The organism is Plantactinospora sp. DSM 117369 (assembly GCF_053764795.1).
The window spans coordinates 7,274,380-7,286,920 of the sequence record NZ_CM132446.1 but is presented as its reverse complement, the minus strand read 5'-3'; the positions used below and the strand labels follow the sequence as shown (position 1 = coordinate 7,286,920).

Annotated in this window: 12 protein-coding genes; 2 read left to right on the top strand and 10 right to left on the bottom strand. The window is 73.8% G+C overall.

Annotated elements, in window-relative coordinates; translation table 11 throughout:
- Positions 1-11: 11 nt before the first annotated feature.
- A complete protein-coding gene (locus tag ACSMXO_RS30775) occupies positions 12-572 on the bottom strand; it encodes a GNAT family N-acetyltransferase (protein WP_455414852.1) in 561 nt (186 codons plus the stop codon).
- Positions 573-702: 130 nt separating this feature from the next.
- On the opposite strand from ACSMXO_RS30775, the gene ACSMXO_RS30770 reads away from it, so the two are divergent.
- On the top strand, positions 703-2,127 hold the full coding sequence (locus ACSMXO_RS30770) for an Nramp family divalent metal transporter (RefSeq protein WP_455414851.1): 1,425 nt from the start codon (positions 703-705) through the stop codon (positions 2,125-2,127).
- A 57-nt stretch (positions 2,128-2,184) separates the two neighbouring features.
- On the opposite strand, the gene ACSMXO_RS30765 is transcribed toward ACSMXO_RS30770, so the two are convergent.
- Positions 2,185-5,274, bottom strand: a complete 3,090-nt coding sequence (locus tag ACSMXO_RS30765) for a glycoside hydrolase family 9 protein (RefSeq protein ID WP_455414850.1) — start codon at positions 5,272-5,274, stop codon at positions 2,185-2,187.
- A 330-nt stretch (positions 5,275-5,604) separates the two neighbouring features.
- Here ACSMXO_RS30765 and ACSMXO_RS30760 point away from each other — a divergent pair, with 330 nt between their 5' ends.
- Positions 5,605-6,333, top strand: coding sequence for a PP2C family protein-serine/threonine phosphatase (locus tag ACSMXO_RS30760; RefSeq protein ID WP_346258864.1), 729 nt, complete (start codon positions 5,605-5,607; stop codon positions 6,331-6,333).
- 160 nt (positions 6,334-6,493) lie between these two features.
- On the opposite strand, the gene ACSMXO_RS30755 is transcribed toward ACSMXO_RS30760, so the two are convergent.
- The 8 genes from ACSMXO_RS30755 to ACSMXO_RS30720 all read right to left on the bottom strand — a co-directional run bounded on the left by ACSMXO_RS30755 (position 6,494) and on the right by ACSMXO_RS30720 (position 12,540).
- The gene (locus tag ACSMXO_RS30755) at positions 6,494-9,145 is read right to left on the bottom strand and encodes an ATP-dependent RNA helicase (RefSeq protein WP_455414849.1); all 2,652 of its coding nucleotides are present in this window, start codon (positions 9,143-9,145) and stop codon (positions 6,494-6,496) included.
- A gap of 101 nt (positions 9,146-9,246) precedes the next feature.
- Positions 9,247-9,543, bottom strand: coding sequence for a gas vesicle protein K (locus ACSMXO_RS30750; protein WP_455414848.1), 297 nt, complete (start codon positions 9,541-9,543; stop codon positions 9,247-9,249).
- Positions 9,537-9,743, bottom strand: coding sequence for a gas vesicle protein (locus ACSMXO_RS30745; RefSeq protein WP_346258861.1), 207 nt, complete (start codon positions 9,741-9,743; stop codon positions 9,537-9,539). Before ACSMXO_RS30745 ends, ACSMXO_RS30750 begins: the two co-directional genes overlap by 7 nt.
- Positions 9,740-10,603: a GvpL/GvpF family gas vesicle protein gene (locus ACSMXO_RS30740; protein ID WP_455414847.1), complete on the bottom strand. Its 864-nt coding sequence runs from the start codon at positions 10,601-10,603 to the stop codon at positions 9,740-9,742. Before ACSMXO_RS30740 ends, ACSMXO_RS30745 begins: the two co-directional genes overlap by 4 nt.
- Positions 10,600-10,977, bottom strand: coding sequence for a gas vesicle protein (locus ACSMXO_RS30735; protein WP_455414846.1), 378 nt, complete (start codon positions 10,975-10,977; stop codon positions 10,600-10,602). Before ACSMXO_RS30735 ends, ACSMXO_RS30740 begins: the two co-directional genes overlap by 4 nt.
- Before the next feature lie 11 nt (positions 10,978-10,988).
- A complete protein-coding gene (gene gvpO, locus ACSMXO_RS30730; RefSeq protein WP_455414845.1) occupies positions 10,989-11,507 on the bottom strand; it encodes a gas vesicle protein GvpO in 519 nt (172 codons plus the stop codon).
- A 1-nt stretch (position 11,508) separates the two neighbouring features.
- Positions 11,509-11,760 carry a gas vesicle protein GvpG gene (locus ACSMXO_RS30725; RefSeq protein WP_455414844.1) on the bottom strand — a complete coding sequence of 84 codons (252 nt, stop codon included), beginning with the start codon at positions 11,758-11,760 and terminating at the stop codon, positions 11,509-11,511.
- Between the two features lie 6 nt (positions 11,761-11,766).
- Positions 11,767-12,540, bottom strand: a complete 774-nt coding sequence (locus ACSMXO_RS30720) for a GvpL/GvpF family gas vesicle protein (RefSeq protein WP_455414843.1) — start codon at positions 12,538-12,540, stop codon at positions 11,767-11,769.
- Position 12,541: the final 1 nt, after the last annotated feature.

The window sequence follows — 12,541 nt, the reverse complement described above, 5'->3', positions numbered from 1 at the left end:
CGGTGCCCGGCTCAGGTCCCGGCCGGCCCGTCCTCGCCGGTACGGCGGCTCAGGCGGCGTTCGAGAAGCTGGCCCGGCCAGGACCGGTCGACCAGCGGCACGGTGAACGGTTCGGTGGCGGTGAAGCCCTGACTCTCGTAGTAGCGGACCAGGGCGCCGTCGTCACCGGCGTAACAGTCCACCCGGAGCAGGGCGAGCCCCTGGGCCCGGGCGAGTTCCTCGGCGTACTCCAGCAGTCGCGCGCCGATCCGCCGCCCGGCGTGGGCCCGGTCGCTGACCAGCAGGTTGACGTACAGCTCGGGTTCGGTCGCGGCCGGGACGTGCGGCACCGCCGCGCCGACGACGATCGCCCCGACCGGGCGGCCGGCGAGTTCGGCCAGGTAGAGGCCGCCCTCGGCGGCCCAGCGCTGGACCTGGGCGATCCGGCGCGGGTTGCCGGAGTGCGGCGCACTGCCCCACTGGCCGGTGCGGCCGCGTTCCACCAGCCAGCGGGTGGCGCCGTCGAGCAGGGCGAGCACCGCGGCGACGTCGTCGGAACCACCGCGCCGGACGACGATTTCATCCCTAGGCACAGCGTCCATGTTGGCAGAAGATCTATCCATCACCACCACTGCGAATCGAGCTCGCACTCGGCCCCGCTGACCGAGACGCCCGGGCGGTGTCCGGAGCGCCGGGCCGGTGCCCGTCCCCTGGAGGTCACCGATGACGCAGACCGCCGCCGACCGATTTCCGACGAAACACCTGCCCGGCGTCACCGTACGGGAACTACCCCCACCACCCCGGTCGGCCTGGTCGATCATCGGACCGGGGGTGATCGCGGCCGGCGTCGGTCTGGCGTCCGGCGAGTTCATCCTCTTTCCGTACATCGCCTCGCAGGTGGGGCTGGTCTTCCTCTGGGCCGCCGCGGTCGGCATCGTCACCCAGTGGTTCCTGAACATGGAGATCGAGCGCTACACCCTGGCCACCGGGGAGACCGCGCTGACCGGCTTCTCGCGGTTCTGGCGGCACTGGGGACTGGTCTTCGCGATCATGGTCTACTTCGCCAACCTCTGGCCGGGCTGGGCGTCCAGTTCGGCCACCATGCTGACGTACCTGTTCGGCGGCGATGCCACCTGGATCGCGGTCGGCCTGCTGCTGCTGATCGGCGCCACCCTCACCCTGGCCCCGGTGGTCTACACCGCGCTGGAGCGGGTCGAGTTCGTCAAGGTCGGCCTGGTGCTGGTCTTCATCGCGGTCGCGGTGGTCTTCGCCATCTCGGCCCGGGCCTGGGGCGACCTGCCCACCGCGGTGACCGCCCCGGAGTTCCCCACCGAACTCGGCTTCGCGCTGATGCTCTCCGCGCTGGTCTTCGCCGGTGCCGGCGGCGGGCAGAACCTGGTGCAGTCCAACTGGATCCGGGACAAGGGCTACGGCATGGGCACGTACGTGCCCCGGCTGGTCAGCCCGGTCACCGGCCGGGAGGAGGCGGCCCCGGACGGTCGTGGCTTCGTCTTCGAGCCGACCGAGGAGAACCTGGCCCGCTGGCGGCGCTGGTGGCGGCTGGCCAACCGGGAGCAGGCGGTCACCTTCGCGCTGATCTCGTTCGTCACCATCGTGCTGACCTCGCTGCTGGCCTACTCCACCGTGTACGGGGTGCCCGGGCTGGCCAACGGCGTCTCGTTCCTCCAGGTCGAGGGGGAGCGGCTGAAGGAGATCGTCGGTCCGTGGTTCGGCACCCTGTTCTGGGTGGTCGGAGCGCTCTCGCTCTTCGCCGCCGCGATGGGCATCGTCGACTACACCAGCCGGCTCGCCGCCGACGTGCTCAAGACGGCGTACCTGCCCCGGTTCTCCGAGAGCCGGATCTACTTCGCGCTGGTCTGGGGGCTGGTCGGGCTCGGCTGTGCCATCCTGCTGGCCGGCTTCGACCAGCCGCTGATCCTGCTGGTCATCTCGGCCTGCGTCGGTGGGCTGATGATGTTCTTCTACTCGATCCTGCTGCTGCTGCTCAACCGTCGGGTGCTGCCCGAGCAGATCCGGCCCCGGTCGTACCGGGTGGCGGCGCTGGTCTGGTCGGTGCTGCTCTTCGGGGTCTTCTCCGCACTGACCGTCTGGCAGCAGGGCGACCGGCTGCTCGACTGGCTGCGCTGACCGGGACGGAGCCCCGACCCGTCGCCGCACGGGTCGGGGCTCCACCGCGTCACCGGGTCAGCCGCACGGCACCCCGTTGACCGTGAACAGCACCGGATTCGGGTTCGGGCCACCGGCGGTGGTGGCGTTGAAGCCGAACATCTGGCTGGCGCCCGGCATGATCCGCGAGTTGTACGACTCGTTCCGCGCGGTGACCCGGGCGCCCGACTGGGTCACCTTCGCCATCCACGCCTCCCGGACCTTCTGGTCGCCGTTGAACGCGAAGCTCAGCGTCCAGCCGTTGATCGGCGTACTGCCGGTGTTGGTGATGGTCGCCTGCCCGGTGAACCCGCCGCCCTCGGCCCAGGCGCCGTGGTTGACGTACGTCACCCGGCAGCCGGAGCCGGCCGGCACCGAGGTGCCGCCGCCCTGGTCGGCGAGGAACGAGGCGATCCAGGCCAGCGCCGAGTTCCAGTTGATCGCCACCTCGTTGGTGGCGTACGAGGCGATGTCGTCGACGTAGCAGAACATCGGGGCGCACCCCTCCAGCAGTTCCTCGGCGAACGGGTCGTCGAGACTGGCGTTCGCGCCACCGGCGATCGAGCCGGACGGCGGGTTCGGCAGCGACTCGTCGTACTGGTTGCCGAAGATCCGGCTGTGCTGGTTCTTCGACGCCTTCTCGCCCCACCCGGTCACGTACGACTGGTTCAGCGCGTTGCGGCCGAAGATGTAGTCCATGCCCTGCACCGCGCCGTCCCGGTACTTCGGCTGTCCAGTCAGGTCGAAGGCGGTGGCCAGTACGACGGCGTTGTTGATGACGTTGCTGTTGGCGCCCCAGAAGTAGCTGCCCGGGGTGCCCGGCATCGGCAGCCCGTACGCCTGGCCCTGCGCGGTGGCCAGGTAGCCGTCGGCGGCGGCCACCACCGAGGCGCGGATCCGGTCCCGCTCGGCCGTCGGCAGGCCGCTCGGCACCGTGGCCAGGTCGAGTCGGCCCAGCGCGGCGGTGCTGCCCCAGCCGAAGCCGTGCGCCCCGAAGACCTCGTCGTCGGTGTGGTGCGGCGAGGCGGTCAGGTCGGCCAGGTAGGACGCGCCACCGGTGCTCAGGTAGAGCTCGGCGGCAGCCCAGTAGAACTCGTCGGTGACGTCGCCGTCGCTGTACGAGCCACCGCCGTTGCCGTCCTGCGGATCGGCGTACCGGGTCGGGTTGGCCTTGGCCGCCGCGTACGCCGTGCTGGCCGCGGTCCGGCAGCGCTCCGCGAACGCGGCGTCGTACGGGGCGTACAGCCGGGCGCACTGCGCGGCGGTGGCGGCCAGGTTGAGCGTCGCCGCCGTGGACGGCGGGTGCAGTTCGCGCAGCTCCGGGTCGTCCTCGGGTTGCAGGGGCAGCCCCGTCCAGTTCTGGTCGTGGATCTTGTGGTGGGCCATCCCGGCCAGCGGCTGCCCGGCCGGTACCTGCATCCGGAGCAGGAACTCCAGCTCCCAGCGCGCCTCGTCGAGGATGTCCGGCACGCCGTTGTCGCGTTCCGGCACCCGCAGCGTGCTGTCGGCCAGCGCCGCACCGCCGCCGGCGGTGGGCGCGGTCTTGGTCCGCTCGAAGGCGCTCAGTAGCTGGTAGGTGGCGATGCCGCCGTTCACCACGTACTTGCCGTGGTCACCGGCGTCGTACCAGCCGCCCCGGACGTCGAGGCGGTAGTCGCAGACGCCGGGCTGGCAGGGTACGTCCGTGTCGCCCCGGTTCGGCGCCACCCCGAGGTGCCCGGCCGGCCGGGCGTACGCCTCGCCGACCAGGTCGCCGTCGATGGCGATCCCGCTGCGCTGGATGTAGAAGAACTGGAGAGAGTCGGAGCGGAGCTGCTTCCAGACGTCGGTCGAGATGTCGAACGGGTGGCTGGTCTGGCCGTCGGCGGTCAGCGTGTAGCCGGTGCCCGGGGTGCGGAACGCGGAGAAGTCGACGGTGTGCACGTTCTGCGCCGACGCCTGGTCCACGCCGCGCGGGGTGCTCTGCCCGCTGGCCAGCACGGCACCGGCGGCCGACTTCAGCTCCCAGCCCAGCGGCTCGGTGGCTTCGGTGACGATCGTGGCGTTCTTCGGCCCGGCCGGCAGGTAGCCGACCTGGTTGACCCGGACCCGCGGCCCGGTGTCCGGCACGTACGGCGGCTCCTCCTCGCCACCGAGCAGCGAGGCGTTGTCCAGGCAGAAGGTGTATGCCGAGGCGGCGCCGCCGACCTGGAACGCCACCTGGGCGGCCTCGGTGTCGGCGGTGGCGGTGAAGGTCCGCTCGATGTGCTGCGCCTCCGGGCCGAAGGTGATGTCCTCGGCGAAGAACGAGGTGTACGGGTCGACGCCGAGCTGCACCGCCACCCGTACGGTCGCGCCGGGTGCGGCGGAGGCGTCGAAGGAGAGCGTGTACGACTCGCCGTCGATCAGCGTCACGTCGTTCTGCCCGACGCCGCCGTCCCAGGGGTTGGCCAGTCCGCCCGGCACCTCGGAGCAGAGCCGGCCGTCGGTCACCCCGGTGGAGGTGGTGCCGTAGGAGTACCAGCCGGAGGTGCCGTCGGCGAAGTCCCCGTTGGTCAACTGCTCGGCGCCGCCGGGTGGCGGTCCGGTGTCGGCGTCACTGCTCAGCGAGACGTCGTCCAGGCAGAACGTGTACGCCTCGGCGGCGCCGCCGAGCTGGAACGTGAGGGTGCCGTTGGCCGAGTCGAGGGTGCCGGTGAACTCGTACCCGAACTCCTCGGCGGTGGCGTCGAGCGCGACGTCCCGGGAGAAGACCGTGGTGTACGGGTCCTCGTTGAGCTGCACGTTCGCTTTCACCGTGACCGGCGCGCTGGCCGAGGCACGGAAGCTCAGCGCGTAGCCGGCACCGTCGCCCAGCGGGATGTTGTTGTGACCGAGGCTGGCGTCCCAGGGGTTGGCGGTGCCGCCGGGGACCTCGGTGCAGAGCTGGCCGTCGACCGGGGCGAGGGTGAGGTTGGTGGTGGACCACCACGGGGCGGTGCTGTCGGTGAAGGTGCCGTTGACGATGTGTTCGGTGAGCGCCAGGGTGCCGGCGGGGCCGTCGGGCCGGGCCTGCGCCCCGGTGGCGGTGCCGGTGAGCAGCAGGGCGGCGGTGGCGAGCAGGGTGACCGCGCGGGCGGGCCGGCGGTGGCGGTGGCGGGGTCGGAGCACGGGGGATCCCTTCCGGTGGGTGTGCCGCCAGCGGGCCCGCAGCACTCGGGTTCGCGGCGGTGAAGCACTCGGGTTCGCGGGGGTGGAACCGGCAGCGCTGGTGGGAGCGCTCCCAATACGGAGCCGATGTTGCCAGTCCGTTTCCGGCATGTCAATCGACCGAGCTGGATCGAATTCCGGCCGGTGGGTGGCTGCGGACCAGCTACCGGCGCCGGAACGGCTCGCGGTTCGTGATCACCGTAGCCACGTACGGTAAATTTCGATCGCCACTCCGGCTCGTTGGTGATCTACTGCAAGCATTTCGGCCGTCTTTTTGGCAGGCTGCCAGCCATGAGCCTGAAGCTGCGATCCGTGGCGGTGAGCGACCGTGGCCTGATCCGAGGCGCGAACCAGGATTCCGTGCACGCCGGACCCTGGCTGCTCGCCGTGGCCGACGGCATGGGCGGAATGGCCGCCGGCGACCTGGCCAGCACCATCGCCATCGACGCGATCCGGCCGCTGGACGTGGAGACTCCGGAGGAGGGGCTGGTCGCCGCCCTGCAGGGCGCCGTGGACACGGCGAGCGCGGGCATCCGGGCAGCGATCGCCGAGGACCCGGACCGGCAGGGCATGGGCACCACCCTCACCGCGCTGCTGCTCGCCCGTACCGGTGCCTGCCTCGCTCTGGCCCACGTCGGCGACTCCCGGGCGTACCTGCTGCGCGGCGGCACGATGACCCAGCTCACCCGGGACGACACCTTCGTGCAGATGCTGGTCGACGAGGGGGTGATCAGCCCGGAGGAGGCGCACAGCCATCCCCGCCGGGCGGTGGTCACCCGGGCCCTACAGGGCGAGCCGGTGACCCCCACCTACACCACCGTGGTGCCCCAACCCGGCGACCGGTGGCTGCTGTGCAGCGACGGGCTGTCCAATGTGGTCCGACCGGACAGCCTGGCCGAGGCGCTGCTCGGCTACCCCGAACCGGCCGGCTGCGCACAGCGGCTGGTCGACCTGGCCCTGCGGGCCGGCGGGCCGGACAACATCACCGTCGTGGTCGCGGACGTCATCGACATCCCCTGACCGCGCCTGTGCCGGCTCCTCGAGGGTATGCGGAGCGGAAGCCCTCCTCGTGGGTGCCGCGCGCAGGTGAGGCGTCGAGCGTGGCCACCGCGCGGATCGACGGCCTGCCCGGCACCGACAACACGACCTCGGTCCGGGTTGACGAAGGTTCAGCGGCCGGCTACCCGCGGCGGGGTCGGAGGCCGCGGGTCGGGGCCGCCCCGGTCGGGTCCACCGGCCACAGGTGCCGGGGATAGCGACCGCGCAACTCGGCACGTACCTGCGGATAGCCGGTCCGCCAGAAGGAGGCGAGGTCCCGGGTCACCGCGACCGGACGGCCGGCCGGGGAGAGCAGGTGCAGCAGCACCGGCACCCGCCCGTCGGCGATCCGGGGCACGTCCCGCCACCCGAACGTCTCCTGCAACTTGACCGCGAGAACCGGTGCCGCCGGATCGGAGTAGTCCACCCGGTACCGTGACCCGCTCGGCACGGCGAGCCGCTCCGGGGCCAGTTCGTCCAGCCGGGCGGCCTCGCGCCACGGCAGCAGCCGGCGGAGCGCCGCCGGGACGTCGATCCGGGCCAGGTCGGCCCGGCGCCGGGCGGTGGCCAGCTCCGGACCGAGCCACTCGTCGGCCCGGTCCAGCAGGGCCGCGTCGGTCACCTCCGGCCACTCGCCGCCGAGGGACTGCCGGCAGAACGCCAGCCGGGCCCGCAGCTCCCGCGCCGGCCGGGTCCAGGTCAGCAGGTCGAGCCCGACCTGACGCAACCCGTCCCGCAGCGCGGCGGCGACCCGGGCCGGATCCGGCCGGGCCAGCGGGCGGTCCAGCAGCACGATCGCGCCCAGCCGCTCCACCTCGCGGGCCACCACGTCCTCGCCGGACCAGGCGATCTCCTGCTCGCGCCCGAGCAGCGCGGCACCGGCCTCCCGGGCGGTGGCCCCGTCCACCACCGCCGCCTGGCGGATCACCGCACCCCGGCGGCCCGGTGCCCGGTCGGCCACTGAGATCGCCAGCCACTCCGCCCCGGCCAGCGGCGAGCCCGGCGCCAGGTCCGCCGCGGTGCCACCGGCCATCAGGTACGTCTCGGCGCCGGCCTGCCGGGCCCGGGCCAGCCGCTCCGGGTACGCCAGCCCGACCAGCAGCCCGGCGGCCAGGTCGTCCGGCAGTTCCGGCCCGGTCTGCCGGTCGTCGGGTACGGTCCGTCGGTCGTCAGGCCCGTTCCGTCGGCCGTCCCGCCCGGTCCGTTGGTCGTCGGGTCCGTTTCGTCGGTCGTCGGGTCCGGTCCGTTGGTTGTCGGGCCCGCCTTCTCGGTCGTCCCGCCCGGCGGAGGGCTGCGACTCGTCGAGGGCGGCCCGCAGCCGGTTCACCTCCGCCCGCCACCTGGTGCTGGCGGGGTCCGTACCGGAGCGGAGCCGGCGCCAGGTGGCGACCAGGTCGTCACCGGGAGCGGACTCGGCGAGTACCGCGACCACCTCGGCGGCCCGGTGCGGTCGGACCCGGGCAGCGCCGTCCAGCAGGGCCCGGGCCAGCCGTGGATGCGCGCCGACCGCCGCGATCGCCCGGCCCCGCCCGGTCACCCGGCCGTCCGGGGCGACCGCACCGAGTGCCGCCAGGGTGGCCCGAGCCACCTGCATCGCCGCCGCCGGAGGCGGATCCGGCAACGCCAGCCCGGCGCCGTCCGGGCGCCCCCAGCAGGCGAGCTGGAGCGCGAAGGAGGTGAGGTCGGCTACCGCGATCTCCGGCTCGGGCTGCGCCGGCAGCCGGTCGTGGTCCGCTGCCGACCAGCACCGGTAGACCCGGCCCGGCGCCTCCCGGCCGGCCCGCCCGGCCCGCTGGGTCGCCGCCGCCCGGGACACCGGCACCGTCACCAGCGCGCCGAGTCCGCGGGCCAGGTCGGTCCGGGCCACCCGGCTCAGCCCGGCGTCGACCACCACCCGCACCCCGGGCACGGTGAGGCTGGTCTCCGCGACGGCGGTGGCCAGCACGACCCGGCGCCGACCGGCGGCCGGACGGAGCGCGGCGTCCTGCTCGGCACTGGACTGCCGGCCGTGCAGGCGTACCAGGTCGGTGCCGGCCAGCCCGGTCAGCCGGCCGGCGACACCGTTGATCTCCCCTGCGCCGGGGAGAAAGACGAGCAGGTCGCCGTCGTGCTCGGCCAGCGCCCGGCGTACGGTCGCCGCCACGTGGTCGAGCAGCCGGGGATCGACCCGCAGCCCGTGCGGCGGGTCGACCGGCCGGGGCGGCGGGGACCAGACCACGTCCACCGGGTACGCCCGACCCTCGGCGCGCAGCACCGGGGCCGGCTCCGCCGCCGTGCCGAGCAGGTCGCCGAGCCGCTCCGCCTGTGCGGTCGCGGACATCGCCAGCAGGCGCAGCTCCGGACGGAGCGCCGCCCGGACCTCGATGCCGAACGCCAGGGCCAGATCGGCGTCGAGCTGCCGCTCGTGGGCCTCGTCGAGGAGTACCGCGCCGACGCCGGGCAACTCCGGATCGTGCTGGAGCCGCTGCACGAGCAGGCCGGTGGTGACCACCTCGATCCGGGTCCGGGCACTGGTCCGGCGCTCGCCGCGCACCGCGTACCCGACGGTTTCGCCGACCCGTTCGCCGCGTAGCTCCGCCATCCGGCGGGCGGCGGCCCGGGCCGCGACCCGGCGCGGCTGTGCGACGACGATCCGCCCGTCGACCTGGTCGGCCAGCGCCAGCGGGACCAGCGTGGTCTTGCCGGCCCCGGGCGGCGCCACCAGCACGGCGGCGCCATGCTCCGCCAGCGTCTCGGTCAGGGCCGGCAGGACGTGCCGGACCGGCAGATCGGCGGCGGATTCGGGCGGTGACACCGGGCCAGTGTCGCACCGGCGGCGCCGGCGGCCGGGATCCGGGCAGCTCCCTGGCACCCGACCGGCTCCGGTCCCGCTCACCTGCAGCCGGCGGGCTCCGGTCAGTCCCGGGGCAGCAGCGGGCCGAGCGGCCCGAGATCGAGGTTGAGGTCCTCCGGCGTCAGGCCGAAGTGCTCCCGCAGTTCCGTCATCTGCTCGTCCAGCGCCATCAGGGTGCTGCCGACCCGCTCGATCTGTTCCTCGGTCAGGTCACCCTGGTCGATCCGGCGCAGCGCCTGCCGTTCCATCAACTGCCGCAGCAGCTCCACGATGGTGAGCACCAGGCCGGCCAGGCCACGCTCGACCCCACCCCGGTCCACCTCGACCCGCCCCGGCCGGCGCTGCTCCGGGCTCAGCACGGGGTACCGCCGTCGGTCGGGTCCCGGCGGTCGGCGGCGCGTACGGAGGCGAGCAGCGCCCGCAGCGAGACGTACACCAGGTCCACGTCGGCGATCGACAGCACCAGGTCGCCACTGACCACGACTCCGGTGGCGAGTACCCGGTCGAGCAGGTCGACCAGCGCGACCGGCCGGCTGTCCACCACCTCCCGCCCGGTCACCGCCGCACTCCAGCAGCGGTGGCCGGGCCGGGACCGGCGTCGTGGAGCCCGCCGGTGTCATCGAGCCTGCCGGTGTCGTCGAGCCCGGCGAAGTCGTCGAGCCCGGCGAACGAGTACGGCGGCCACGGGCCGGTCAGCTCCAGCCGGAGCATCGGGTACCGGGCGCCCAGCTCCCGGACCAGGTTCCCGAATCCCGCCGCGCGCCCGCCGGGCAGCAGGTAGGCGCCGTTGAGCACCATCGGGTCCGGTACCCCGCTCAGGCTCCGGTCCTGCGGCCGGTGCCGGCGGGCCGCCTCGGCGTACCCGGCCAGCGCCACGTGTACGGCTTCGGCGCCCTCCGCCGCCGCCTGCCGGGCCGCCTCGCCCGCCGTGAGCGCGGCGCGCCGGCGGCGCAGGTACTCCGCACCGGCACCGCCGCCGGACGGCCGCGCGGTCGTCGCCGCCGCCTCCTCGGCCACGCGCACCGAGTACGCCTTCACACCCCACTCGGCCCGGTCGGTGAGCCGATCGAGGGCGGCGACGAACTCCGCCCGCAGGTCGTGCAGCCCCGCCCGGAGCGCTGGCTCGTCCCGGTAGACGGTGGCCAGCCGGGTCGGCAGGACTGGGCCGAGCCGCCAGACCGCCGCGATGACCCGGTGGTGGGCGTTCGCCGCCGCCGCCAGCCAGCGCAGGTCGCCCAGTTTCCGGTGCAGTGCCGCCTCGCCGTACTCGTCGAGATCCACCGGCGTCACCACCGCGACCAGGTCGCCGACCCACACCGCCTCGACCGGACTCCCGCCCGTACCGGTGAGCCCGGCCAGCCGGTCGGGCCGTAGGTGCCGGGTCACGGCGTGCAGCCAGATCCCGGATCCGCCGCTCATCGCTCCTCCTCCTCTTCCTCCTCTTCTTCTTCCTCCTCTTCTTCTTCTTCCTCCTCCGTCCGCCGATCGGTCCGGTTCGGCAGCGCCCGATCGGACCGTCCCGCGTCGGCACCCGACCCGACGGACGGGCGGGAACGGCCGCCGAGGAACGGGTCGTGCTCCCACCAGTCGATCCCCATCTCCCGGGCGGTGTCGACGGAGGCGACCACCAGGCGCAGCTTGATGGTCAGCAGTTCGATGTCGAGCAGGTTGACCCGGATGTCGCCGGCGATCACCACGCCGCGGTCGAGTACCCGCTCCAGGATGTCCGCCAGGTTGCCGGTGTCGCTGGTCGCCGGGCGGCCGTGACCGTGGCCGTAGGCCGGTTGTGGCATCGACATGTCGGTCACGCCGCCCCGGTGCCGCTGTCGCCCCGGCCGCGCGGATAGCGCCGGGTCCGCCGATAGCCGGCCAACTCCCCACCGGTGTCCAGCTCCGTCCGGTAGACCGCGAGGATGTCCGCCGAGGAGGGCACCCGGGCGTCCTCGACGACCTCCACACCGACCACCCAGCCCCGCTCCGTGCGGTCCAGCGAGGTGACGCCGGTGACCTGCTTGCCGGTCAGGCCGGCGATGTGTCGCGCGCCGTTTCGGGCCGCGACCTGCGCGGAGACCACCGGGGCCGGGCCGGTACGCCGCCGCGCCGGCCGCCGCCGGTCCCCGGTCCGGTGGTCCGACTCGTCGTCGTACTTGTCGTCCGACTCGTCGTCGGCCCGGTCCTCGTCGTCCGCGTCCTCGTCGTACCGATCGTCGTCGGGGCGGTCGTCCTCCTCGCGGCGGTCGTCCTCCTCGCGATGGTCGTCGTCCTGGTCCGGGTAGCGGTCGTGCTCCCGGCCGCGGTCGGCGCGGTGAGTGCGCGCGGCCATGTCATCTCCCTTCAGGTACCACGTCCGACACGTCGGGTCGGGCGATCAGGCGGTCGAGGATCCGCTGCTCTGCCTGCGCGAGTTCCGGTTCGGAGATCTCGCCGGCCGCCGCCGCCTCGGCCAGCTCGGTCAACTCGCGCTGCACGTTGACCGGGTCGTGCAGTTCGCGTTCCGCCTGGTCGCGGAGGAGCCGGGCCAGCCCGGCAAGCCCGCGTACCGGGCCGAGCGGCAGGGAGAGCAGGATGCCCAACACCGGCCGTCACCGTCCCGGCGCGGAGGGGACGAAGTCCCAGGGCGCGGCGGGGCCGACCATCCGTACCGTCGCCCAGTCCCGCCACGCGTCGGCGAGGTCCCGCACCGCGTCCATGAAGGCCGCCCGGCGCCGTCGCTCGACCAGGAACGCGACCCGGGCGGCGTCCTGCTCGTGGTGCGCCGGCAGCGGCGCCTCGGCCAGGCAGTACGGGTCGAGCGCTTCGGTCAGCCGCTCGGTGTCGGCCGCCCGGTGCGCCTCCACCGCGCGAGCGACGATCTCGCCGAGCCGGATCCGCAGGTCGACGTCGGCCTCCGCCGGCCGGCCACGCAGCCGGTCGCGCAGGTCGGCGGCCTCCGGCTCCTTGGCCAGTACGCCGGTCAGCAGGGCCCGCTCGACGTACCGGGCCCGGACGACGTACTCGACCCGGCCGTCCAGCTCGACCAGCGCGGCCCGGTACTCGTCATGGCGCAGGGCCAGCAGTTCGGTCACCGCCGCCGTACTCGGCAGCACCGTGCCGAACCGCACCGGCAGTACCGGGACCTCGGCGGTCACCGCGACGCCGTCCAGCAGGTCACGGTAGGCCAGCAGGTCCTCGGGACGTCCCAGCCGTACGTCCAGGGGAGTCTCGCTGACCAGGGCGGCGATGTCGCCATGCCGGATCGTGGTGACCAGCCCGAGCGGGTCGCCCAGGCCACGAGCCTGCGGGGTCACCTCGACATCCGCCGGCACCAGCCCGTAGAGGAGCTGCCCGACGCCGGAGTCGATGGATGTGCTGGTCATT